The sequence below is a fragment of the Halomarina litorea genome, assembly GCF_024227715.1.
In the GTDB taxonomy this organism is placed as follows: Archaea; Halobacteriota; Halobacteria; order Halobacteriales; family Haloarculaceae; genus Halomarina; species Halomarina litorea.
In genome coordinates this window covers 1,209,236-1,231,797 of the sequence record NZ_CP100448.1, presented here as the reverse complement: position 1 = coordinate 1,231,797, position 22,562 = coordinate 1,209,236, and the positions used below count along the sequence as shown (strand labels likewise).

The following is a 22,562-nucleotide window of genomic DNA, read 5'->3' as shown; positions in this document are numbered from 1 at the left end:
CACATGCGGCTGTTCCGTTCCGGCGAGGTCCTCGGCATCGCCGAGGCGACCCTCGAGTTCGTCATCGAGGCCTCCGCCCGGACCCACCCCAACGAGTACATGGGCCTCCTGCGCGGCGAGGACGCCCGCTCGCTGGGCCTCGACGAGGAGGGGACGGTCATCACCGACGTGCTGGTTATCCCCGGCACCGAATCGAACCCTGTCAGCGCCACGGTCAAGACGAGCATGGTCCCCAACGACCTCCGTGCGGCCGGGTCGGTCCACTCCCATCCCAACGGCGTCCTGCGCCCGAGCGACGCCGACCTCGCCACCTTCGGCTCCGGGAAGGTCCACATCATCGTCGGCGCGCCCTACGGCCGCGACGACTGGCGGGCGTTCGACCGCGAGGGGGAGCCCCGTGACCTCGACGTGCTCTCGGTCGGCCTCGAGGACCCACAGGAGCGCTTCTTCGACTTCACCCAGGAAGACATCGACGAGGAACTCGAATCCGAGTCCCCCCACGACCGCGGGTGGGAACGGGAGGGCCCATGAACGGGGACGAGTCCGCCGCGGACGGTCCGGACGTCGAGGCGGTGGACCCGGAGACGCGGCGCGTCGTCGCGCAGGGCACCTTCGACCTGTTGCATCCGGGCCACCTCCACTACCTCCGCGAGGCCGCCCAGTTGGGCGAACTCCACGTCATCGTCGCCCGGCGGGAGAACGTCACCCACAAGCCCAAACCCGTCCTCGCGGACCGCCAGCGCCGTGACATGGTGGCCGCCCTCGACTGCGTCCACGACGCCCACCTCGGCCACCTGGAGGACATCTTCGTCCCCATCGAGGCCATCCGCCCCGACGTCATCCTCCTCGGCCACGACCAGCACCACGACGAGGCGGCCATCGAGGGCGCCCTCGCCGAACGCGGCATCGACTGCGAGGTGCGCCGGGCCTCGGGTCGGGAGCCGAACTTCGAGGGCGAACTGTACTCGACGGGCGCCATCATCGACCGCATCTGCGAGGAGCGCTGCCCGCCCGGGGAGTGAGGGCGGCACCCGGTAACGCCTAAGGGGGCCGTCCACGCACGTCGTGGCATGTCGGAGCAGTACCCGCTCGAAGCCCTCGCCAGCCTCCCGTCGTTCTATCATCCCACCGTCTCGCCGGACGGGCAGCGAGTCGCGTTCTACTACGACGGCTCCGGGCGAAACGAACTGTACGTCCAGGACCTCGCGTCGGGCGAACGCACGCGGGTCAGCGACGGGACCGTCCCCCGCGACGCCCGCCACGGCATCGCGTGGGACGCCGACGGGGCGGGCGTCCTCTTCCACAGCAACGAGGGCGGCGACGAACAGACCGACGTCCACCGGATGGACCTCGACGGCACCACCGAGGCACTGGTCGAGAGCGACGGACAGAACACGCTACAGGGCGTGACCGACGACGGCCGCTGGCTCTACTTCACCAGCACGGACGGCGGGCGCTACGACCTGCACCGACTGGACCGCGCGTCGGGCGAGCGCGAGCAGGTGACGGCGTACGACCAGCCGGTGTGGGCGGCCGAAGTCGCCCCGGACGGCGAGCGAATCGCCTACGTGACCAACGAGTCCGCAGACCGGGAGAACCGCGACGTGTATCTCGCGAGCGTCGAGTCGCGCTCGACGGACGACCGGCCGCTGGCCGGTCGAGACGGCTCCGACGCCCGCCGCCTCGACATCGGCGAGGCGGGCGCGGAGGCCTCCGTCGCCGACTGGTCGGCGGATGGCGCTCGACTGCTTGTCGGGGACAACTCCCCCGACACCGACCGCGTGGGCGTCTACGACCTCGACGCGGACACCGTCGAGTGGTTCGGGACCGAGGAGTACGAGGAGCGACCCGTCGCGTTCGCGGGCGACGGGTTCCTCGGTATCAGGTTCCGCGAGTCCGCCGTCGTGCCTGTCGTGTTCGACACTGACGGGGCGAGCGAGGGTCGGGAACTCGACGCGCCCACGGGCGTCGCCGCCTTCCCCGGAGACGAACCCGTCGTCGGCGACGGCACCGTCCTCCTGAGTCAGTCCACCCCGGCGACGCGGGCCGAACTCCTCCGCTACGACCTCTCGACCGACGAGTACGAGCCGCTCGTCGAGGCGGAGTATGGCGCCATCGACCCCGGGGCCTTCGTCGACTGCGAGTTCGTCACCTACGAGTCGACGGACGGCCTCGACGTCGAGGCGCTCCACTACGACGCCCGCGGGGGGCCGGCGTACGACTCCGACGACCCACCGGAGTCCGTCCCCGCCGTCGTGATGGTCCACGGCGGGCCACACGGCGCCGCCCTGCGCTCGTTCGACCCCTACGCGCAGTTCCTCGTCTCGCGGGGCTACACCGTCTTCCAGCCCAACTACCGGGGCTCAATCGGCCGCGGGCGCGAGTTCAAGAACCGCATCCACGGCGACTGGGGCGGGATGGAACAGGTCGACATCCGCGAGGGGGCGCGCTGGCTCGCGGGACGGGACGGTGTCGACGCCGACCGAATCGCCGTCTTCGGCGGCTCCTACGGCGGCTACTCGGCGTACTGTCAGCTCACGATGCACCCCGAGCCGTGGGCGACGGGCGTCGCCAACGTCGGCATCACCGACCTCCCCCTCCTCTACGAGGAGTCGATGCCGCACTTCAAGGCCACCCTCGAAGAGCAGATGGGCGACCCCGAGGAGAACGCGGACCTCTGGCGCGAGCGCTCGCCCGTCACCCACGTCGGAGACATGACCGCGCCCATCTTCGTCATCCACGGCGTCAACGACCCGCGCTGTCCCGTCTCGCAGGCCCGGCGCTTCCGCGAGGCCCTCGAAGACCGGGGCTGGGTCGCGGGCGAGGACTTCGCCTACGAGGAACTGGGCGAACAGGGCCACGGCTCCTCGGACATCGACCAGAAGACCCGCTCGTACCGCCTGCTCGCGGAGTACCTCGCCGAGCGACTGCCCGTCCCGACGGGCGGGGAGTGACGCCGGGACCCGACCCGGACACCGCGACCGGTCGCCCGCAGATACTGCCACGGGGACGGGGGTTTTTCTACACGGTCGTTGATGACCGATTATGGACGACGTGTCGATAGAGTACTGCGCGAACTACGGGCAGCTCTCGAAGGCGACGACGACCCAGCGACTCCTGCTCGACTGGCTCACCACCGACGAGTGCGGCGTCTCCCTCCAGCCGTGTCCCGACCCAGCGTTCCGCGTCCGCGTGGGCGACGAAGTAGTGTGGTCGGTCGACTCGTCCGACCACGTCGACCCGGTGGCGGCCGTCAACGCCGTTCAGCGGGCCGCGAACCGCGGATAGCGGTCGGGGGAGACCTCAGAGGAAGTCGTTCTCGGCCAGTCGCTCGACCGCCTCCCGGAGTCGCTCCTCGCTCGCCGCGTAGGAGAGCCGGGCGTAGCCGGGCGCGCCGAAGGCGCTCCCGGGCACCATCGCGACGTGGGCCTCCTGAATCGCGTCCTCGCACCACTGCTGGTCGTCGTCGTCCACCGGGACCATCATGTAGAACGCGCCGTCACCGACGGGCACGTCCACGTCGTGGTCGGCGAACAGGTCCGCGAGCATCTCGCGTCGGTCGGCGAACGCATCGCGCATCTCGGCGACGAACTCGTCGCACTCCCGGAGCGCGGTCACGCCCGCGTGCTGGACGAAGTTCGTCGCGCACGTCACGGAGTGGCTCTGGAGTTTCCCCGCCTCGTCGACGATGTCGTCGGGCGCGGCGATGTAGCCCAGTCGCCACCCCGTCATCGAGTAGGCCTTCGAGAAGCCGTTGAGCGTGACCGTCCGGTCTTCCATCCCGTCGAGCGATCCGAGGCTGGTCGCCTTGACGCCGTCGTAGGTGATGCGGTCGTAGATCTCGTCGGAGATCACTGTGATATCGTGTTCGACGGCGAGGTCGCGCACCCCTTCGAGGGCGGCGTCGGAGTACACCGCGCCCGTCGGGTTGCTCGGCGAGTTCACGACGAGCAGTTGCGTGTCGTCGCTCACGGCTTCGGCCAGGTCGTCGAGGGCGGGTTCGAGCTGGAACTCGTGGTCCGTCAGGTCGACGCGGGTCAGGTCGCCGCCGGCGATCTTCGCCATCGCCTCGTAGGACACCCACGCGGGGTCGAGGAGGACGACCTCGCTCCCCTCGTCGACGAGCGCCTGGAAGACCTCGAAGAGTCCCTGCTTGCCGCCGGGCGTGACGATGATCTGGTCCTCGTCGTACGGCAGGCCGCGCTCGCCGAGGCGGTCGACGATCTCGGCGCGGAGTTCCGGGATGCCCTTCGAGGGGGCGTAGCCGGTGTGGCCCGCGTCCATCGCGTCCTTGGCGGCCTCGACGACCACGTCGGGCGTCGGGAAGTCGGGTTCGCCGACCGAGAGGTCGACGACGTCCACGCCGTCGGCCTCCAGTTGGCTGGCGAGGTTGCTGACGGCGACGGTGGCACTGGGTTCGATTCTGGTGACGCGGTCCGCGAACTCGCGGTTCATAGCGCACTCACCATGTCGACCGCCCCCTCGACGGCCTTCCCGGCGTTGCCGACCCGTTCGCGGGCCTCGGCGGCGCTCATCCCCGGCCCGGTGATGCCGAGCATGACGGGGGTGTCGCGGTCGAGGCTCACGTCGGTCAGTCCCTGTGCGGCGGCGCTGGCGATGACCTGGTCGTGGTCGGTGTCGCCGGTGACGATGGCCCCGACGACGGCGACGGCCTCGATGTCCTCGCGCCGTGCGAGTCGGTCGGCGGCGAGCGGTGCGTCGTACGCGCCCGGCACGTGGACCGTCTCCACGACGTCCGCGCCCTGTTCTGCGGCCGCGTCGAGGGCGGCCTCCTCCATCTCCTTGGTGACCTCGCGGTTGAACCGCGCGACCACCAGTCCGAGTGCTACCATACCCGCGGCGAGGCGAGCGCACTCCAAAGAAGTACCGTTGTGGGCCAGATTCCGCGGGGACGGCCCGGGGCCGGCGGTCCGCGAGGGTCCGTCGTGTGACACGAACCACAAACCTTCTACCCGGGCACATCGCTCTGTGGGACAATGACAGCAGACCGTCCGGACCGACTGCGGGCCACCCTCGCCGTCGTCGGTGCAATCGCCCTCCTCGCGCTCCTCGCGCGGTTCCTCTTCCTCGGCCACCGGGTCGCCCACTGGGACGAGGGGCGGGTCGGCTACTGGATACTCGACTTCATGCGGACCGGGGAGTTCTCCTACCGTCCCATCATCCACGGTCCGTTCCTCCAGCACGTCAACCGCGCCGTCTTCTCCGTCTTCGGCGCGACGGACGCCACGATGCGCTACGTCCCCGCCCTCGCCGGCGGCCTCCTCCCCCTCACGGCGCTGCTCTTCCGCGACCGACTGGACCGCGTCGAGGTGGCCGCCCTCGCCTTCTTCCTCGCGGCCAACCCCATCTTGCTCTACTACTCGCGGTTCATGCGCGGGGACCCCCTCGTCGGCGCGTTCATGTTCGCCGGGTTCGCCTTCCTGATTCGCCTGCTCGACACCCGGAACCTGCGCCACCTCTTCGCCGCCGTCGGGTTCGTCGCCCTCGGGTTCACCGTCAAGGAGAACGCCCCCGTCTACGTGGTGTGCTGGCTGGGCGCGGCGGCCGTCGTCGGCTACCTGAAGGTCGTCGTCGCCCGCGCACACGGGGAGTACCCTCTCACGGGACTGCGCGCGCGGCTCCGAGGGACCAGCGTCCAGAGGGGAGGCCACGACTGGTCGTCCGCGCCGCAGGCGAACGGCGGCGCGTCGCCGACGGTGACGCCCCGGACCGTCCTCCTCGCCGCCGGCGTCCTCCTGCTCGCGGTCGTCGAGTTCTTCGCGATAATCGTGTTCTTCTACGCGCCGCGGGGGACGGCCAAGAGCGGCCTCGAACTCGTGGAGGCGGCGACCGTCGGGTCGTTCAACGAGTTCTACTCGCTGTGGGGCGACGGCGGCATGTCCGAACACGCCTACCTCCCCTACCTCGGTGACCTCCTCCAGACGCTCGGGGCGGGCGCGGTCGTCCTCTGTCTGTTCGCGCTGCTCGGGTTCGCCCTCGAGAGCTACCGGGAGGGCGGCCCCCGACCCCTCGTCTTCGGGGCGTTCGCGTGGGGTGTCGCCTCCCTGCTCGGCTACCCCATCATTACCGACATCAAGGCGCCGTGGGCGGCCGTTCACGTCGTCCTCCCGCTGGCGATTCCCGCCGCCGCGGGAGTCTCCCACCTCGTCACCGGCGGGTGGGCGCGCTACCGGAGCGCGGACGACGCGATGGCGACGGTCGGCGCGCTCGCACTCGCGCTCGCCGTCGTGAGCGCGGGCTTCGTCGGCTTCACGGGCTACCAGACCGTCTACGCGAACCCCGCCTCCCCCGACAACGAACTCGTCCAGTACGCCCAGCCCTCGGGAGACCTGCACGGGACCATCGCCGCGATGGAGGCGCTCGCCGACCGGAACGAGGGGACCGACGTGGTGCTCTACGGCACCTTCCTCGTGCAGGGCGACCCCATCAGACAGCAGCCCTCCTGTGCGGGCAGCGACGGCTGGTTCAACTCCCTCCCGCTCCCGTGGTACCTCGAACGCAGCGACGCGGAGGTGGCCTGCGCGTACAACACCTCCGCGCTCTCGCTCGTCGAGGAGGAGGGGGACCCGCCGGTCGTCATCACCACGCTCGAGAGCCGGTCGCTCATCGCGGAGCGCTACCCCAACTATGATGTGGTCGTCCAGAAGCTCCGGACGACCGACACGCGGGTGGCGTTCTTCTACGACCCGTCGCGCCTGCCCGCGGACTTCGACACGAGTCACATCCCGACGGCGACGCCGGTCCCCCGGAACACGACCGGGAACGGGAGCGAGAACGGGACAACCACCGCCGCCCTTCGGAGCGGTTAACCGCCCGCGGTAGCACACCCCGCGTATGGAACTGACGACGCCCGGCCCGACCGTCGGCGTGGTCGGCGCGGGACAGCTTGGACGGATGCTCGGAGAGGCCGCCGGTCCACTCGGAATCGAGGTCGTCGCCCTCGACCCGACCGAGGACCCGCCGGCCGCACCGGTCGTCCGGGACACCATCGCCGCCGACTTCGACGACCGGGAGGGACTGCGCGAACTCGCCGAACGCGCGGACGTGCTCACCTACGAGATAGAACTGGCCGACGCGGACCTACTGGACGAGGTGAGCGAGGCGACGGACACGCCCGTCCACCCCGACACCGACACCCTGCGGACGACGCAGGACAAACTCCGCGAGAAGGAGTGGCTGGACGGGGCGGGAATCCCGGTGCCCGCGTTCCGACGCGTGGACGACGCCGAGGACCTGCGCGAGGCCGGCGAGGAACTGGGCTGGCCGGTCATGCTGAAGGCCCGCGAGGGCGGCTACGACGGGCGCGGGAACCTGCCCGTCGAGGGACCCGACGAGGCGGAGGCCGCGCTGGACGAACTCGGCGGGCCAGCCCTCGCCGAGGCGTTCGTCCCCTACGAGCGCGAATTGGCCGTGATGGGCGTCCGCGGCGCGGACGGGACGACGACGTTCCCCGTCACCGAGACGGTCCACGAAGAGGAGATACTGCGGGAGATGGTCGCCCCACCACGTGCCGAAAGCGACGTACTCGCGCGCGCACGCGAGGTGGCGGAGGACGTACTGGACTCGCTGGACGGACGGGGTATCTTCGGCATCGAACTGTTCGAGACGGAGGACGGTGAGGTGCTCGTCAACGAGATCGCCCCGCGCCCGCACAACTCCGGGCACTGGACCATCGAGGGCGCACACACCTCGCAGTTCGAACAGCACCTCCGCGCGGTGCTCGGGTGGCCCCTCGGGTCCTCCGACCCTCGTGGCCCGGCGGTGACGACGAACCTCCTCGGCGACGTCGACGCGCCGGAACCCGCCGTCCTCTCGGGGGTCGAATCCGTACTGGAGACGGCGGGCGCGTCGCTGCACTGGTACGGCAAGCGCGAGGCCCGCCCCCTGCGGAAGATGGGCCACGTAACCGTCGTCGGGACGGACGACGAGGACGCGGACGGACTCCTCTCGCGGGCGCGCGACCTGCGGAAGGGTGTGACGTTCCGCTGATATCGAGCATCGCTGGAGACCGCAATCCCGAAGCGCCCTCCCCTCCCGCCCTCTTGCATGACGCCAGCGCTCCCCGAGGAAGTCCAGTCGCTCGTCGACGACCTGCACGCCGAGGCCGACCGAGACCGGCCGACCGAGGACACCCCCGAGGTGGGCATCGTGATGGGGTCCGATTCGGACCTCGACACGATGTACGGGGCCTACGAGGCCCTGACGGAACTCGGGTTCGCGGAGGTCACCGACGACGACGACCCGCCGGAGGCGCGTTTCACCTTCGAGACGTACGTCGTCAGCGCTCACCGCACCCCCGAGTTGATGTACGCGTACGCGACGACGGCGCGCGACCGAGGTCTGGACGTAATTATCGCCGGTGCGGGCGGGAAGTCGGCGGACCTACCGAACATGACCGCCTCGCTGGCCTACCCGCTCCCGGTCGTCGGGGTCCCGGTTCAGGAGAAGTCGGTCGACTCGGTCATCGGGATGCCGACGGGCGCGCCCATCGTCGCGGTGGACGCGGGCAAGTCGTTCAACGCGGCGCTGTCGGCGGTCCAGATGCTCGCCCGAGAACACGGCGAACTGGAGGACCGCCTCGTCGACTACCACGAGGACCTCCAGGCCGACGTGGGGCGAGTGTCGCGGGCGCTCCACGAGTCGGGGACGGCGGCGTTCCGCGAGGGTAGGGAGTGAGCGACGGCGGGCCGCCGCCGTCGCGCGTGAGACGGTCGCATCCCCAGTGTATCCGGTCCCGAGGGTGTGGACCCGGCAACGCGCACGAAACCGACCGAAGACTGCCTGACGCGCAAGAATCAAGTCTTATATGCGGCCCCATCTAACCCGCAATACGATACAAGCACAATGAGCAACCCGTGGATAGCGATCGGCGCGCTGGGGCTCGTGGCACTCCTCGTCCCACTCGGGATGATGGCGGCATCGAGCCTGCTGCGTCCCACCGTGCCGGAGCAAGGGAAAGCCGCCGTCTACGAGAGCGGCGAGGTCCCGACGGGGAACACGCGCATCCGGTTCAACATCCAGTACTACATGGTCGCGCTGTTGTTCGTCGTCTTCGACATCGAGACGGTCCTCATCTTCCCGTGGACGGTCATCTACCGTGATGCCGTCGCGCAGGTCGGTCTCGCGAAGGCCCTCGTGCCGATGTTGATCTTCATCGGCGTCCTCGTCGTCGGTCTCGGCTGGGCGTGGCGCAACGGAGCGGTCCGCTGGGTGCGGCCCGCAGCAACCGAATCGAACCCGCAAGAAACATGAGCAGCGACAAGCAGCACACCGGCGCACCGAGTACGCAGGAAGCCCGGATGGGCGAGGGAGTGGACAACCGGTTCAACTCCAAACTCAGGGAGGCGTTCGGCTCCTCCCCGTTCATTCTCACCAAGTTCGACAAGTTCATGAACTGGGTGCGGGGTTCCTCGATGTTCATGCTGCAGTTCGGCATCGCCTGCTGCAGCATCGAAATGATGCACACCTACGCGGTCAAACACGACCTCGACCGCTTCGGCGCGGGTGTGCCGCGGGCCTCCCCGCGACAGGCCGACGTCATCATCGTCCCGGGGACCATCGTCTCGAAGTTCGCCCCGCGGATGAAGCGCGTCTACGACCAGATGCCCGAGCCGAAGTTCGTCGTCGGGATGGGGTCGTGTACCATCTCCGGCGGTCCCTTCCACGAGGGGTACAACGTCATCAAGGGCGCGGAGGAGGTCATCCCGGTGGACATCCACGTCCCCGGCTGTCCGCCCCGCCCCGAGGCGCTCATCTACGGCGTCGCCAAGTTGCAGGAGCGAATCGCCAACGGCGAGACCTCTCCCGTGACGGTCAAGCCCTACGAACTGGAGCAGTTCGGGGACCTCGAACGCGACGAACTCGTCCAGCACCTCGCCGACCAGATCGACGAGGAGGACCTCGTCATGCGCTACGACTGGGCTGAGTCACCATGAGCACGCTAAGACGTTCCTGCTCGCGCTGCTGCGCGGGCTGCGACTCATCTGCTCACACTCGACACCGGAGGTGTCTCGCATGAGTCTGGAAGAACCCGAACCGGGCACACGAGAACAGGTCGGCGTCACGAGCGACGGCCTCGACCACGACGCCCTCGCGGACCTGCTCGGCGACCACGTCATCGGTCGCGAGAGCCACGTCAACGCCGAAGGGTTCGTCGTCCGACCCGAGGCGGTCGCCGACGTGCTCACGACGCTCAAACAGCGGGCGGGCTTCGACCACCTGTCGTGTGTCACGGCACAGGAGTACGACGACCGCTTCGAGAGCATCTACCACCTGAAGAAGTACGCCGACCCGACACAGGAACTGAGCGTCGTCGTCCCCGCGGCGAAGGACGACCCGCGCAGCCAGTCGGGCAACGCGGCCTTCCGGACGGCGGACTGGCACGAGCGTGAGGCCTACGACCTCCTCGGCATCAAGTACGACGACCACCCGGACCCGCGGCGGATCCTCCTGCCCGAGACGTGGCAGGGCCACCCGCTCCGGCTGGACTACGACGTCGAGCAGCCACAGATCGCCACGCTCCGCGAACACGCCAACCCCCTGCAGGACGACACGCGCAGCGAGGACGACCCGGACACGATGTTCCTCAACATCGGGCCGCACCACCCGGCGACCCACGGCGTCCTCCACCTGAAGACGACGCTCGACGGCGAGACAGTCGCGGACGTGGACCCCGACATCGGCTACCTCCACCGCTGCGAGGAGCAGATGTGCCAGCAGGGGACGTACCGCCACCAGATCATGCCGTACCCCGACCGCTGGGACTACATCTCGGCGGGCCTGCTCAACGAGTGGGCGTACGCGCGGGCCGCCGAGGACCTCGCGGACCTCGAGGTGCCCGAGTACGCGCAGGTCATCCGGACCATGTCCGCGGAACTCTGCCGGATGGCGGCGCACTTCCTCGCGCTGGGGACGTTCGCGCTCGACGTCTACGGGGACTTCACGGCCATCTTCATGTACAGCACGCGGGACCGCGAGGTCGTCCAGAACATCCTGGAGGACCTGACGGGCCAGCGCCTGATGTTCAACTACTTCAGGCTGGGTGGGGTCGCGTGGGACCTGCCCGAACCCCGCGAGGAGTTCTTCGACAAGACGCGGGACTTCCTCGACGGCCTCCCGGCCAAACTGGAGGAGTACCACGACATGATCTCCTCGAACGAGATCTTCCAGCTCCGGTGTGTCAACACGGGGGTCCTCGAACCCGACGTCGCCAAGAGCTACGGGGCGACGGGGCCGGTCGCCCGCGGGTCGGGCATCGACTACGACCTGCGCCGCGACGACCCCTACGGCTACTACCCCGAACTCGACTGGGACGTCGTCACCGAGGACGGCTGTGACAACTACTCGCGCGTCCTCGTCCGGATGAAGGAAGTCGAGGAGTCGGCGAAGATCGTCGAGCAGTGCGTCGACCTGCTCGAAGACTGGCCGGAAGAGGAACGCGAGATCCAGTCGAACGTCCCGCGGACGCTCAAGCCGGACGTGGACCGCGAGATCTACCGCGCCGTCGAGGCCGCCAAGGGCGAACTCGGCATCTACATCCGCTCGGACGGGACGGACAAGCCGGCCCGGTTCAAGATCCGGAGTCCGTGCTTCTCGAACCTGCAGACGCTCCCCGAGATGGCCGAAGGCGAGTACATCCCGGACCTCGTCGCCTCGCTCGGCAGTCTCGACATCGTGCTCGGTGAGGTCGACAGATGAGCGGGGCGTTCTTCCAGCAGGGCAACGCGACGAACGGGTCGAACGCCACAGCGGGGAACGCCTCGGCGAACGCGTCGGCGAACGGGACCGCGACGGGGACGCTCCCCGACACCATCGGCGGACTGCTCGGCTTCGGCCAGATGGGGCCGTTCGAGACGTTCGTCGCCGCGGTCATCGGCGCGGCGCTCGTCGCCACCTTCCTGCTCACCCTCGTCGCCGTCTCCGGCATCTGGGGCAAGCGGAAGATCACCGCGGCGTTCACCGACCGCATCGCCGTCAACCGCATCGGGCCGTTCGGCCTGCTCATCATCGTGGCCGACGCGGTCCGACTGCTGTCGAAGGAACTCATCATCCCCGAGGGGGCCGACCGCCCGGCGTACGACATCGGTCCCATCGTCATGGCCAGTTCGGCCGTCCTCGGCTTCGCGGTCATCCCGATGGGCAACGGCATCCACCTGGCGGACCCCGAGACGGGACTCGCCTACGTGTTCGCCGTCTCCTCCATCGCCAGCCTCGGCATCCTCATGTGCGGGTACTCCTCGAACAACAAGTACTCGCTCCTCGGCGGCCTGCGTGCCGTCGCACAGAACATCGCCTACGAGATTCCCCTCGTCATCACCGGCGCGTCGGTGGTGCTGTTCGCGGGGAGCCTCCAGATGAGCGAGATCGTCGCCGCACAGACGGAGCCACTATTCACCATCGCGGGCCTCTCGATTCCCGCGTGGTACGCGTTCGTCAACCCGTTCGCGTTCGTGCTGTTCATGGCGGCGAACCTGGCGGAGGTCGGACGCAACCCGTTCGACGTGCCCGAGGCGCCGACCGAAATCGTCGCCGGGTACCAGACCGAGTACTCCTCGGTGTACTTCGTGTTGATGTACCTCGCGGAGTTCCTGCACATCTTCCTCGGTGGGGCCATCATCGCGACGGTGTTCCTCGGCGGCCCGGCCGGACCCATCCTGCCCGGGTTCGTCTGGTTCGTCATCAAGATGCTCGCGGTGTACCTCTTCACGCAGTGGGCCCGGTCGGCGGTGCCCCGCGTGCGCATCGACCAGCTCATCGAGATCGGCTGGAAGGGGATGCTCGTGCTCTCGTTCGCCAACCTGCTGCTGACGGCCGTCATCGTCGGGGTGATCGTCTGAACCCGGCCGCCGGGACCGCCCGGCGTTACACCCCCATCAGACCACAACAATGATTGGAATCCTCAAGGGCATGGCGACCACCATGAAACACGCCCTGGACGGCTCGACGTTCACCGTCGAGTACCCGGACGCCGCACCCGAGGTCAGCCCTCGGTTCCGCGGTATCCACAAGTTCAGCCAGGAGCGCTGTATCTGGTGCCGCCAGTGTGAGAACGTCTGCCCGAACGACACGATACAGATCGTCACGGACGACCAGCGGAACGGCGAGCAGTACAACCTCCACGTCGGCCAGTGTATCTACTGCCGACTGTGCGAGGAAGTCTGCCCCGTCGACGCCATCCTGCTCACCCAGAACTTCGAGTTCACGGCGGACACGAAAGACGAGTTCGCCTACAACAAAGAGCAGTTGAAGAACGTCCCGTGGTACAAGGACATCGACCCGCTCGCGTCGCGCGAACCCGACCGGGGTTCGTGGATCGGCGAGGGCGAGGGCGAAGTGGACTACCAGTAGTACCTTTTTCCACCCCGGGTGCGCCTTCGGCGCACCACTCGGCGCAAAAAGCTACGCTAAAAGCTGCCGTGAGTCACGCGTGGCGCGACTCACGGGGAACCGCACTCACTCGCTTCGCTCGTTCGTGCGGACGCTGTGTGTTCTACGGACCTGATGAGGAGACGGCCAGCCCCCGAGTGAGTAACGGTGGGTGAGGGACCCTCCTCGGCACCGTGCAACCGTGGGCGGTAGCGTCATCGTCGACTCTCGACGAGGCGCGCCCGAGCATCAGCCCCGCCCACCAACCCCCGAACCGGGGTCGTTCGTTCACGACAGGCGATACGAACTGGTACTATTCGCCGCTCGGACCGGGGTGGCGCGTCGAGCCGCGGCGGAAATCCCACTCACGCACGCGCGCTCGCGGACGGTTCTCGAAACGTTGAAACCCGCCGCGAAAGGAGAGCCACCAATGGCAGTCGCAGAAACACTAGCGTTCGCCCTGTTCGCCATCATCACGGTGGGGAGCAGCCTCGGGGTGGTGCTGGTGCGCGACACGTGGCACGCGGCGCTCTTACTCGGCGTCGCGTTGCTCTCCGTGGCCGTGCACTACGTCATGCTGCAGGCTGAGTTCCTGGCGACGATGCAAGTCCTCGTCTACGTCGGCGGGGTTCTCATCCTCATCACGTTCGCCGTGATGCTGGTCCGCAACCCCGACGCGGACGTCGACAAGGAGGTAATGACCTGATGACCTCCCGCCCGCGACTCAAGACCGAAGGGAGCTTCCTCCCCGGGCTGGCGGCCGTCGCACTGTTCGTCGTGATGGCGCTCGTCTTCGTCACCTCCCAGTGGGGCCAACCTGCCGGGTTCGGCGAGGGCTCGATCACCGCGTCCATCGGCTACGCGATGTTCGACCTCGTCGGGCAGGCGTCCCACGAGTCCGAACCGTTCCTCGTGGTCTTCGAGATCATCGACCTCGTGCTCGTCGCCGCGCTGGTAGCGGCCGTGATGCTCGGGACGCGCGACGAGGATAGCCCGTTCCGACAGCTCAGCCAGCGCGTCAAACGGCGCGTCGCGACCGACGGCGGTCGCGTGCTGGGGCGCAGCGAGGACGAAGCGGAGACGGAGGACGAGCACTGATGGTCCCCGTCCAGTACTACCTGCTGCTCTCGGCGGCGGTGTTCTGCATCGGGCTGTTCGGCGTGTTGACGCGCCGCAACGCCCTGTTCTTCCTGATGAGCGTCGAGCTGATGCTGAACGCGGCGAACGTCAACTTCGTCGCGTTCTCCTACCAGACCGGCAACCTGACGGGACAGGTGTTCAGCCTGTTCACGATGGCGCTGGCGGCCGCCGAGGTCGCGGTGGGTATCGGCATCATCCTCGTGCTGTACCGCAACTTCAAGGACGTGGACGTGACTGACGCGACGACGATGAGGTGGTAACTATGGCAGAAGGCGCATTCGCATTCGCACCGGCTATCGCACTGCTCCCGTTCGCCTCGTTCGTCGTGGCGCTCTTCGCGGGGAAGTACCTCCCGAAGCGCGGTGCCCTCGCGGGCATCACCGCCACGCTCGGGTCGCTCCTGCTCTCGCTGTGGGTCCTGTTCACCGTCTACACCGGTGAGACCTACAACGAGGTCATCTACCAGTGGGTGGCCGCGGAGGACCCCGTCGGCCTCCAGTTCGGCCTCCTGCTCGACCAGTTGAGCGCGCTGATGCTCGTCATCGTCTCGCTCATCGCGGTCCTCGTCCACGTCTTCTCGCTCGGCTACATGAACGACGAGGGCGAGACGGGTCTGCCCCGCTACTACGCCGAACTCGGCCTGTTCACGGCGAGCATGCTCGGGTTCGTCATGAGTTCGAACCTGCTGATGGCGTTCATGTTCTTCGAACTCGTCGGCCTCTGTTCGTACCTCCTCATCGGCTTCTGGTTCCGCGAGGCCGGCCCGCCGAGCGCGGCGAAGAAGGCGTTCCTCGTCACCCGCTTCGGGGACTACTTCTTCCTCGTCGGCGTCGTCGCCGTCTTCGGGACCTTCGGGACGGCGGCGTTCGCCGGTCCCGAGAGCTTCCCGCACCTCGCCGAACAGGCGCTCGCGGGCGAGGGCGAGATTCGAACGTTCTTCGGACTGGACCCGCAGGCGTGGTTCAGCGTCATCGGACTGCTCGTCCTCGGCGGCGTGATGGGCAAGTCGGCGCAGTTCCCCTTCCACACGTGGCTCCCCGACGCGATGGAGGGTCCGACCCCCGTGTCGGCGCTCATCCACGCGGCGACGATGGTCGCGGCGGGCGTCTACCTCGTCGCCCGGATGTACGGCTTCTACGCGCTCTTGCCGACCGTACTCGCCGTCATCGCGTTCGTGGGCGGCTTCACCGCCCTGTTCGCGGCGACGATGGCCGTCGTCAAGCGCGAGATCAAGCAGGTCCTCGCGTACTCCACCATCTCACAGTACGGCTACATCATGCTCGCGCTGGGGACCGGTGGGTACGTCGCGGCGGTCTTCCACCTGACCACCCACGCCATCTTCAAGGCGCTGTTGTTCCTCGGCGCAGGGTCGGTCATCATCGCCATGCACCACAACGAGGACATGTGGGACATGGGCGGGCTGAAAGAGCGGATGCCCGTCACCTACTACGCGTTCCTCTCCGGGTCGCTGGCGCTCGCGGGTATCGTCCCCTTCGCCGGCTTCTGGTCGAAAGACGAGGTGCTGTTCGAGGCGCTCGTCCACGGCCTCGGCTCGCCGCTCCTGCTCGGCGCGTGGGCGATGGGTCTGCTCGCCGTCTTCCTCACCGGGTTCTACACCTTCCGGATGGTCCTCCTGACCTTCCACGGCGAACCCCGGACGGAGACGGCGCGCGACCCCCACGGCGTCGGCTGGAACGTCAAGGGGCCGCTCGCGGTGCTCGGTGTGCTGGCGGCCACGATCGGGTTCATCAACATGGTCCCGGTCGCCAAGCTCACCGGCGCGCACATCGACTTCCTGCACACGTGGCTTCTCGGCACGCCCGAGGAGCTGTTCACGGGGCTGCACCACTACGAGGTGCTCCTCGAGGAGTCCGCCGGCTACGAGGCGGTGTACCTCTTCGGCGAGGTCGGGACGATGCTCGCCTCCGCCGCGGTGTCGCTCGGCCTCGCTCTCGCGGGCGCGGGCCTCGCGTGGGTGCTCTACAGTGGCCCGTCGCCCGAGGAGCACACGGACAAACTCGGTTCGGCAAAGACAGTGCTGTTCAACAACTACTACCAGGACGAGTATCAGGTGTGGCTCGCGGAGGGCCTGACGGCCAACGTCGCCCGCGGCGCGGACAAGTTCGACCAGGGCGTCGTCGACGGCGTCGTCAACGGCATCTCCTCCGTCTCCCTCTTCTCGGGGAGTCGCGTTCGCCGCATCCAGACGGGTATCGTGTCTAACTACGCGGCGCTGCTGACGCTGGGCCTCGTGACCCTGCTCGTCGTCGTCGGCGTCCTCGGGGGGTGGTTCGTCTAATGCTCGTCGAGGTCCTCATCGCGCTCTGTCTGCTCGGGGCGGGAATCGTCTTTCTCGCGCCCGACCGCGTCGCCGGGAAGCTCGCGGCGGCCATCAGCCTGCTCCCGGTCCTCGGGAGCCTCTACATGTACGCCACCTTCGACGGGCAGGGCAACGCCCTGCTCGGTGGGACGCTGGCGTTCGAGACCACCGTCGAGTGGCTCACGGTCGGCGGCTATCAGCTGATGTACCACACCGGCCTCGACGGCATCTCGATGCCGCTGGTCGTGCTCTCGACGGTGCTCACGACGCTCGCCATCCTGAGCGCGTGGACACCCATCGACGCGCGCGAGAGCCAGTTCTACGGCCTGATGCTGTTCATGGAGGCGAGCCTCATCGGCGTCTTCGCGGCGCTCGACTTCTTCGTCTGGTTCGTCTTCTGGGAGGCCGTCCTCATCCCGATGTACTTCCTCGTCGGCGTCTGGGGCGGCCCCCGCCGGAAGTACGCCGCCATCAAGTTCTTCGTCTACACGAACGTCGCCTCGCTGATCATGTTCGTGGGCTTTTTCGCCCTCGTCTTCGGTCTCGGCGACTCCATCTCCAGTCTCGGGCTGCCCGAGATCGCACAGGCACTCAACGACGGCCAGCTCGGGTCGCTCGCGGGCCTCGCCCCCGACACCCTCGCGCTGGTCGCGTTCGTCCTGATGTTCTTCGGGTTCGCGGTGAAGGTGCCCGTCGCGCCGCTGCACACGTGGCTGCCGGACGCCCACGTCGAGGCGCCCACGCCGGCGTCGGTCATGCTGGCGGGCGTCATGCTGAAGATGGGGACGTACGCGCTGCTCCGATTCAACTTCACGATGCTGCCGAACGTCGCGGCCGACCTCGCGCCGTTCATCGCGGCGCTCGGGGTCGTGAGCGTCATCTACGGCTCCCTGCTCGCGCTCGCACAGCAGGACCTGAAGCGCATCGTCGCGTACTCCTCCGTCTCGTCGATGGGCTACGTCATCCTCGGACTCGTCGCCTACACGCTGTACGGCGTCGGCGGCGCGACGTTCCAGATGGTCGCCCACGGCCTCATCTCCGGCCTGATGTTCCTCTGTGTCGGCGTCATCTACAACACGACGCACACGCGGATGGTCGGCGACATGTCCGGCCTCGCCGACCGGATGCCCTACACCGTGGGGGCGTTCGTCGCCGGGTCGTTCGCCTACATGGGCCTGCCGCTGATGGCCGGCTTCGCGGGCGAGTTCTTCATCTTCAAGGGCGCGTTCGCCTCGACGGTGCTGGAGGGTGCGCCCATCTTCACGGCCGTCGCGATGTTCGGCATCGTCGTCGTCGCCGGCTACCTGCTCTTCGCCATGCAGCGCACGCTGTTCGGCGACTTCTTCTCGGCGACTGACTACCCGGTCGAGCGCGCGGCGGTCCACGACCTCGTGCCGCTGTTCGTGCTCGTCCTGTTCATCATCGCGCTGGGCACCGCCCCGGACATCTTCTTCGCGATGATCCGGGACGCCTCGGACCCCATCGTCCAGCTGGTCGAGGGTGAACAGGCCGGACTCGACTCCCTCGCCTCGGTCCTCGGAGGTGTTCGCTAGATGTTCCAGTCACTCCAAGTCAGCGGGACGCTCGCGCTCGCGCCGACCATCGTCCTCGGCGTGGCGGCGCTGCTCGTCCTGGTCGTCGACAGTATCGACCCCGACTCGTCGCGCCCGACGCTCCTCGCCGGCCTCTCCGTCGGTGGAGCGCTCGTCGCGCTGGTCGCGACGGGCGTCGTCCTCGTGACCAACGCGGGACAGGCCGTCGACCTGTTCGGCGGCCAGCTGGTCGTCGACGGGATGAGCCTGTTCTTCACGCTCATCTTCACGAGCGTGACGGCGCTGGTCTGTCTCGCCTCGTACGACTACCTCGCCGGCCAGCGCTACAAGGCCGAGTACTACAGCCTCGTCCTGCTGGCGGCGACGGGGATGTCGCTGATGGCGGCGGCGAACTCGCTCGCGACCATCTTCGTGAGCCTCGAACTCGCCTCGCTCCCGTCGTACGCGCTCGTCGCGTTCCTCAAGGGGAACCGCGGGAGCGTCGAGGCGGGACTGAAGTACTTCCTCATCGGCGCGCTGTCGTCGGCGGTGTTCGTCTACGGCATCTCGCTGGTGTACGGGGTCACGGGCCACCTCTCGCTGCCCGCCATCGCGGAGGCGCTGCAGGGTGGCGTTGACGAGGGGCTCGTCGGCGTCCTCGGCATCGGCGTGCTGATGATCATCGGCGGATTCGCCTACAAGACCGCGAGCGTCCCGTTCCACTTCTGGGCGCCGGAGGCCTACGAGGGCGCGCCCGCGCCGATCTCGGCGTTTCTCTCCTCTGCGAGTAAGGCCGCCGGGTTCGTCATCGCCTTCCGGGCGTTCACCGTCGCGTTCCCCCAGGGGGCGCTCGGCGGCGTCGACTGGGTGCTCACCTTCCAGATTCTCGCGCTCGTCACGATGACGCTCGGGAACTTCGCGGCGGCGACCCAGGAGAACGTCAAGCGGATGCTCGCGTACTCCTCTATCGGGCACGCGGGCTACGTGCTCATCGCACTGGCGGCGCTCACCGGGAACGCGGACACGGCGCTCGTGCTCGGTGCCGGGATGATTCATCTCGTCGTCTACGGCTTCATGAACACCGGCGCGTTCCTGTTCATCGCGCTAGCGGAGTACTGGGGCGTCGGGCGCACCTTCGAGGACTACAACGGTCTCGGGTCGAAGGCACCGGTCGCCAGCGTGGCGATGACGGTGTTCCTGTTCAACCTGGCCGGCCTGCCCATCGGGGCGGGCTTCCTCTCGAAGTACTTCCTGTTGCTCGGTGCGGTCAGCGGGGCGACGGTGGGGACGCTCATCCTCGCCGCCGCGCTCATCGTCAACAGCGCGCTGTCGCTGTTCTACTACTCGCGCATCGTCAAGGCACTCTGGTTCGAGGAGGCCGCGGGCGAGTTCGCCATCGACGGCTACCCGACGGGCCTGTACGCGGCCATCGTCGCCGCGGCCGTCGTGACGGTGCTCCTCCTGCCCGCCCTCGGGTTCTTTTCGGACACGGCGTTCGAGGCGGCCGCGACGATGGTCGGCGCGTAACGCCGACCGGTACGCTCGTTTTCGGTTCGAAGTCTCCGCCGACGGCGACGGCCACCCGGAACCGACCGCCGCCGCCGGTTCCGACAGAGGAGAAGCTTTAGCTGTCCGGGTCAGAAAGGTGACGTATGACGACTCGGCTCGTCCTCGGCTGTGGGCCGCTCGGGCACACGCTCATCGACGAGCTACGGGAGGTGCCCGGCGAGATGCTGGTCATCACCGACAACGAGAACCGAGTCGAAACCCTCCGCGGGGAGAACATCCCGGCGCAACTGGGCGACTGTACCGACCCGGCGGCCATCACGCGGTCGCACGGGGGCGACGACCCGTCCGTCGAGAGCGTCGTCGTCGCGGGGCGCGAATCCGACCAGAACCACCAGGCGGCCCTCGCCGCGAAGCAGGCCTTCCCCGACGCGGTAGTCCTCGTGTGCTTAGGGGAGGACCCAACGGACGACCAGCGCGCGGCCATCGCGTCGGTGGCCGACACCGTGGTCGACCCCATCGCGCTCGTCGCCGACGAGGTACTCGGGACCGCCGGGCGGGGAAACCTCCGCCTGCGCCAGCTCCGGCGGGTCCTCCGGGGGCTCGACGGCCCGCTGGCGGTCGTGATGCACGACAACCCCGACCCGGACGCCATCGCGAGCGCGACGGCGCTGGTCGCCATCGCGGCCGCCGCCGGGTGCGAGGCCGAACCCTGTTACTACGGCGACATCACCCACCAGGAGAACCGCGCGCTGGTCAACTTACTGGAGTACGACCTGACGAACCTCGAAGCGGACGACGACCTCTCGCGGTTCGCCGGGTTCGCGCTGGTCGACCACTCCCGCCCCGGCGTCAACGACCAGTTGCCGGAGGACACGCCCATCGACATCGTCATCGACCACCACCCGCCGCGCGAACCCATCGAGGCGACGTTCGTCGACCTCAGGAGCGACGTGGGGGCGACGAGCACCCTGCTCGCGGACTACCTCGACGCCTTCGGTCTCACACCGTCCCAGTCGGTGGCGACGGGCCTCCTCTACGGTATCCGGGTGGACACCAAGGACTTCAGCCGCGAGGTGTCCGTCGAGGACTTCGAGGCCGCCGCCTACCTCCTCCCGTACGTCGACACGGCGACGCTCGAACGCGTCGAGTCACCGAGCATCAGCGTCGACACCATCGAGACGGTCGGTCGGGCCATCCGCAACCGGCAGGTCCGGGGGAGCGTGCTGACTTCCTGTGTCGGTCGGCTCCGGTCGCGCGACGCCCTCGCACAGGCCGCAGACCGCCTGCTCGACCTGGAGGACGTGGCCACGACGCTCGTCTACGGCTACCGCGACGGGACCATCTACGCCTCCGCGCGGACCCGCGGGACGGACCTCGACGTCGGCGAGACGCTCCGCGAGGCGTTCTCGCAGATCGGCGACGCGGGCGGGCACGCCGACATGGCGGGCGCGCAGATCTCCCTCGGGTTGCTCGGGAGCGTCGACGACGAGAGCGGCGAGGAACTCACCGGCATCATTGAGGACGTGATCAACGACCGCTTCTTCGAGACGCTCCGGTCGCGGCCCGACTGGGACGTGACCGAGTTGTACCGGGAGGGCATCGGGGGGTTGCCCGTCGGGGCGAACGAGGACAGGGAGACCTGAGGCCGCAACGCGGCTGAAGGTCTCCCGATTCCGAGCGACGACCGAAGGGAGCCGCGAGGACAGGGAGACGTGAGCGAGCGAAGCGAGTGAACGGCACCGACCAGTCGAACGGCTCCGAACGGCCGAATGCCGCCCTGACGACCCGTGGGCGCGGACGGTCACCCCCACCGGGAGGCTTTTGCCCGGCAGTTCCCTCCACAGAGTAATGGCCGAGGGCGAGCACAAGCCGCGCGTCAAGGACTACATGACCCGCGACGTGGTCACGGTGGGCGTCGACGAGACGGTCGACGACGTGAAGCGTCGCATCTCCGAGAGCAAGGAGCACTCCGGGTTCCCGGTGTGTGACGGGCGGCGCGTCCACGGGTTCGTCAGCGCCCGCGACCTCCTCCTGGCGGAGGACTACGAGCCGATGTTCAAGGTGATGAACGACGACCTCATCGTCGCGCACCCGGACATGGACATCACCGACGCCGCGCGCGTCATCCTGCGGTCGGGCATCCAGAAACTCCCCGTCGTCGACGACACGGGCAACCTCGTCGGGATCATCTCGAACGCCGACGTGGTGCGCTCGCAGATCGAGCGCGCGACGCCGAGCAAGGTGGAGAAACTCATCGAGACTCTGCGGAACATCCACGGGGTCGACATGCGTCAGGAGCGCCGCAAGGTGGCGCTCTCGCGACTCACCCCAACGCAGTCGCGCGTCTACACGGACGAACTGGAGGGACGCTCGTACGAACTCCAGAACGGGCTGGCGGAACCGCTCGTCGTCATCGACAACGGCGGGGACCGACTGCTCCTCGCGGACGGCCACCACCGCGTGAAGGCCGCCAACCGGCAGGGCATCGAGGAGATGGACGCCTACGTCATCGTCCTCGACGAACGGGTCCCCCTCGGCATCGCAGAGACCGCCCGCAAGGAGAACCTCGTCGACATCGACGACATTCAGGAGGTCGACTACGCCCACCACCCCCTCGTGGAGACGACCAAGCGCCTCCAGAAACAGGACCGGGACTGACGGCGCGCGGAGACGTT

At 68.2% G+C, this 22,562-nt stretch carries 22 protein-coding genes; 20 read left to right on the top strand and 2 right to left on the bottom strand.

Annotated features, from left to right (window positions below; translation table 11 throughout):
* Positions 1-3 precede the first annotated feature (3 nt).
* The 4 genes from NKG96_RS06780 (at position 4) to NKG96_RS06765 (ending at position 3,288) form a co-directional block, all read left to right on the top strand.
* Positions 4-531, top strand: a complete 528-nt coding sequence (locus NKG96_RS06780) for a Mov34/MPN/PAD-1 family protein (protein ID WP_254537758.1) — start codon at positions 4-6, stop codon at positions 529-531.
* Positions 528-1,022, top strand: a complete 495-nt coding sequence (locus tag NKG96_RS06775; protein WP_254537757.1) for an FAD synthase family protein — start codon at positions 528-530, stop codon at positions 1,020-1,022. The genes NKG96_RS06780 and NKG96_RS06775 overlap by 4 nt, the downstream gene beginning before the upstream one ends.
* Positions 1,023-1,070: 48 nt before the next feature.
* The gene (locus tag NKG96_RS06770) at positions 1,071-2,954 is read left to right on the top strand and encodes a S9 family peptidase (RefSeq protein ID WP_254537756.1); all 1,884 of its coding nucleotides are present in this window, start codon (positions 1,071-1,073) and stop codon (positions 2,952-2,954) included.
* A gap of 91 nt (positions 2,955-3,045) precedes the next feature.
* On the top strand, positions 3,046-3,288 hold the full coding sequence (locus NKG96_RS06765; RefSeq protein WP_254537755.1) for an Rdx family protein: 243 nt from the start codon (positions 3,046-3,048) through the stop codon (positions 3,286-3,288).
* A gap of 15 nt (positions 3,289-3,303) precedes the next feature.
* Here NKG96_RS06765 and NKG96_RS06760 read toward each other — a convergent pair whose 3' ends face one another.
* Both NKG96_RS06760 and ribH read right to left on the bottom strand, forming a co-directional pair.
* Positions 3,304-4,455 (bottom strand): pyridoxal phosphate-dependent aminotransferase, encoded by a 1,152-nt coding sequence (locus tag NKG96_RS06760; RefSeq protein ID WP_254537754.1) that lies wholly within the window; start codon positions 4,453-4,455, stop codon positions 3,304-3,306.
* On the bottom strand, positions 4,452-4,853 hold the full coding sequence (ribH, locus tag NKG96_RS06755; protein WP_254537753.1) for a 6,7-dimethyl-8-ribityllumazine synthase: 402 nt from the start codon (positions 4,851-4,853) through the stop codon (positions 4,452-4,454). Before ribH ends, NKG96_RS06760 begins: the two co-directional genes overlap by 4 nt.
* A gap of 144 nt (positions 4,854-4,997) precedes the next feature.
* On the opposite strand from ribH, the gene NKG96_RS06750 reads away from it, so the two are divergent.
* The 16 genes from NKG96_RS06750 to NKG96_RS06675 all read left to right on the top strand — a co-directional run bounded on the left by NKG96_RS06750 (position 4,998) and on the right by NKG96_RS06675 (position 22,545).
* Positions 4,998-6,830: a flippase activity-associated protein Agl23 gene (locus NKG96_RS06750; RefSeq protein ID WP_254537752.1), complete on the top strand. Its 1,833-nt coding sequence runs from the start codon at positions 4,998-5,000 to the stop codon at positions 6,828-6,830.
* 25 nt (positions 6,831-6,855) lie between these two features.
* A complete protein-coding gene (locus tag NKG96_RS06745; protein WP_254537751.1) occupies positions 6,856-8,010 on the top strand; it encodes a 5-(carboxyamino)imidazole ribonucleotide synthase in 1,155 nt (384 codons plus the stop codon).
* A gap of 57 nt (positions 8,011-8,067) precedes the next feature.
* Entirely contained in the window at positions 8,068-8,697 is a 630-nt protein-coding gene (gene purE, locus NKG96_RS06740; RefSeq protein ID WP_254537750.1) for a 5-(carboxyamino)imidazole ribonucleotide mutase, read from the top strand.
* Between the two features lie 168 nt (positions 8,698-8,865).
* Positions 8,866-9,273, top strand: a complete 408-nt coding sequence (locus NKG96_RS06735) for an NADH-quinone oxidoreductase subunit A (protein WP_254537749.1) — start codon at positions 8,866-8,868, stop codon at positions 9,271-9,273.
* A gap of 47 nt (positions 9,274-9,320) precedes the next feature.
* A complete protein-coding gene (locus tag NKG96_RS06730) occupies positions 9,321-9,956 on the top strand; it encodes an NADH-quinone oxidoreductase subunit B (RefSeq protein ID WP_438267417.1) in 636 nt (211 codons plus the stop codon).
* 79 nt (positions 9,957-10,035) lie between these two features.
* The gene (locus tag NKG96_RS06725; RefSeq protein ID WP_254537747.1) at positions 10,036-11,718 is read left to right on the top strand and encodes an NADH-quinone oxidoreductase subunit D; all 1,683 of its coding nucleotides are present in this window, start codon (positions 10,036-10,038) and stop codon (positions 11,716-11,718) included.
* Complete coding sequence (locus NKG96_RS06720; protein WP_438267400.1) at positions 11,715-12,857, top strand: complex I subunit 1/NuoH family protein; 1,143 nt, start codon at positions 11,715-11,717, stop codon at positions 12,855-12,857. The genes NKG96_RS06725 and NKG96_RS06720 overlap by 4 nt, the downstream gene beginning before the upstream one ends.
* A gap of 49 nt (positions 12,858-12,906) precedes the next feature.
* A complete protein-coding gene (locus tag NKG96_RS06715) occupies positions 12,907-13,368 on the top strand; it encodes a NuoI/complex I 23 kDa subunit family protein (RefSeq protein WP_254537746.1) in 462 nt (153 codons plus the stop codon).
* A 448-nt stretch (positions 13,369-13,816) separates the two neighbouring features.
* Positions 13,817-14,092 carry an NADH-quinone oxidoreductase subunit J gene (locus NKG96_RS06710; protein WP_254537745.1) on the top strand — a complete coding sequence of 92 codons (276 nt, stop codon included), beginning with the start codon at positions 13,817-13,819 and terminating at the stop codon, positions 14,090-14,092.
* A complete protein-coding gene (locus NKG96_RS06705; protein ID WP_254537744.1) occupies positions 14,092-14,484 on the top strand; it encodes a hypothetical protein in 393 nt (130 codons plus the stop codon). Before NKG96_RS06710 ends, NKG96_RS06705 begins: the two co-directional genes overlap by 1 nt.
* Positions 14,484-14,786 carry an NADH-quinone oxidoreductase subunit NuoK gene (nuoK, locus tag NKG96_RS06700; protein ID WP_254537743.1) on the top strand — a complete coding sequence of 101 codons (303 nt, stop codon included), beginning with the start codon at positions 14,484-14,486 and terminating at the stop codon, positions 14,784-14,786. The genes NKG96_RS06705 and nuoK overlap by 1 nt, the downstream gene beginning before the upstream one ends.
* A 2-nt stretch (positions 14,787-14,788) precedes the next feature.
* Complete coding sequence (nuoL, locus tag NKG96_RS06695; protein ID WP_254537742.1) at positions 14,789-16,825, top strand: NADH-quinone oxidoreductase subunit L; 2,037 nt, start codon at positions 14,789-14,791, stop codon at positions 16,823-16,825.
* Positions 16,825-18,399, top strand: a complete 1,575-nt coding sequence (locus NKG96_RS06690; RefSeq protein ID WP_254537741.1) for a complex I subunit 4 family protein — start codon at positions 16,825-16,827, stop codon at positions 18,397-18,399. The genes nuoL and NKG96_RS06690 overlap by 1 nt, the downstream gene beginning before the upstream one ends.
* On the top strand, positions 18,400-19,905 hold the full coding sequence (locus NKG96_RS06685; RefSeq protein WP_254537740.1) for an NADH-quinone oxidoreductase subunit N: 1,506 nt from the start codon (positions 18,400-18,402) through the stop codon (positions 19,903-19,905). It abuts the gene before it with no gap.
* 125 nt (positions 19,906-20,030) lie between these two features.
* Positions 20,031-21,530 carry a DHH family phosphoesterase gene (locus NKG96_RS06680; RefSeq protein ID WP_254537739.1) on the top strand — a complete coding sequence of 500 codons (1,500 nt, stop codon included), beginning with the start codon at positions 20,031-20,033 and terminating at the stop codon, positions 21,528-21,530.
* A 205-nt stretch (positions 21,531-21,735) separates the two neighbouring features.
* Positions 21,736-22,545, top strand: coding sequence for a CBS domain-containing ParB/RepB/Spo0J family partition protein (locus tag NKG96_RS06675; protein WP_254537738.1), 810 nt, complete (start codon positions 21,736-21,738; stop codon positions 22,543-22,545).
* Positions 22,546-22,562 lie beyond the last annotated feature (17 nt).

What these genes read in the sequence shown, in the direction of transcription:
- nuoL (WP_254537742.1), top strand. Translation starts at nt 14,789, where the DNA reads ATGGCAGAAGGCGCATTCGCATTCGCACCGGCTATCGCACTGCTCCCG.
- NKG96_RS06715 (WP_254537746.1), top strand. Translation starts at nt 12,907, where the DNA reads ATGATTGGAATCCTCAAGGGCATGGCGACCACCATGAAACACGCCCTG.
- NKG96_RS06690 (WP_254537741.1), top strand. Translation starts at nt 16,825, where the DNA reads ATGCTCGTCGAGGTCCTCATCGCGCTCTGTCTGCTCGGGGCGGGAATC.
- ribH (WP_254537753.1), bottom strand. Translation starts at nt 4,853, where the DNA reads ATGGTAGCACTCGGACTGGTGGTCGCGCGGTTCAACCGCGAGGTCACC.
- NKG96_RS06720 (WP_438267400.1), top strand. Translation starts at nt 11,715, where the DNA reads ATGAGCGGGGCGTTCTTCCAGCAGGGCAACGCGACGAACGGGTCGAAC.
- NKG96_RS06780 (WP_254537758.1), top strand. Translation starts at nt 4, where the DNA reads ATGCGGCTGTTCCGTTCCGGCGAGGTCCTCGGCATCGCCGAGGCGACC.
- NKG96_RS06725 (WP_254537747.1), top strand. Translation starts at nt 10,036, where the DNA reads ATGAGTCTGGAAGAACCCGAACCGGGCACACGAGAACAGGTCGGCGTC.
- NKG96_RS06745 (WP_254537751.1), top strand. Translation starts at nt 6,856, where the DNA reads ATGGAACTGACGACGCCCGGCCCGACCGTCGGCGTGGTCGGCGCGGGA.
- NKG96_RS06705 (WP_254537744.1), top strand. Translation starts at nt 14,092, where the DNA reads ATGACCTCCCGCCCGCGACTCAAGACCGAAGGGAGCTTCCTCCCCGGG.
- NKG96_RS06770 (WP_254537756.1), top strand. Translation starts at nt 1,071, where the DNA reads ATGTCGGAGCAGTACCCGCTCGAAGCCCTCGCCAGCCTCCCGTCGTTC.
- NKG96_RS06760 (WP_254537754.1), bottom strand. Translation starts at nt 4,455, where the DNA reads ATGAACCGCGAGTTCGCGGACCGCGTCACCAGAATCGAACCCAGTGCC.
- NKG96_RS06775 (WP_254537757.1), top strand. Translation starts at nt 528, where the DNA reads ATGAACGGGGACGAGTCCGCCGCGGACGGTCCGGACGTCGAGGCGGTG.
- nuoK (WP_254537743.1), top strand. Translation starts at nt 14,484, where the DNA reads ATGGTCCCCGTCCAGTACTACCTGCTGCTCTCGGCGGCGGTGTTCTGC.
- NKG96_RS06765 (WP_254537755.1), top strand. Translation starts at nt 3,046, where the DNA reads ATGGACGACGTGTCGATAGAGTACTGCGCGAACTACGGGCAGCTCTCG.
- NKG96_RS06710 (WP_254537745.1), top strand. Translation starts at nt 13,817, where the DNA reads ATGGCAGTCGCAGAAACACTAGCGTTCGCCCTGTTCGCCATCATCACG.
- NKG96_RS06680 (WP_254537739.1), top strand. Translation starts at nt 20,031, where the DNA reads ATGACGACTCGGCTCGTCCTCGGCTGTGGGCCGCTCGGGCACACGCTC.
- NKG96_RS06750 (WP_254537752.1), top strand. Translation starts at nt 4,998, where the DNA reads ATGACAGCAGACCGTCCGGACCGACTGCGGGCCACCCTCGCCGTCGTC.
- purE (WP_254537750.1), top strand. Translation starts at nt 8,068, where the DNA reads ATGACGCCAGCGCTCCCCGAGGAAGTCCAGTCGCTCGTCGACGACCTG.
- NKG96_RS06685 (WP_254537740.1), top strand. Translation starts at nt 18,400, where the DNA reads ATGTTCCAGTCACTCCAAGTCAGCGGGACGCTCGCGCTCGCGCCGACC.
- NKG96_RS06730 (WP_438267417.1), top strand. Translation starts at nt 9,321, where the DNA reads ATGGGCGAGGGAGTGGACAACCGGTTCAACTCCAAACTCAGGGAGGCG.
- NKG96_RS06735 (WP_254537749.1), top strand. Translation starts at nt 8,866, where the DNA reads ATGAGCAACCCGTGGATAGCGATCGGCGCGCTGGGGCTCGTGGCACTC.
- NKG96_RS06675 (WP_254537738.1), top strand. Translation starts at nt 21,736, where the DNA reads ATGGCCGAGGGCGAGCACAAGCCGCGCGTCAAGGACTACATGACCCGC.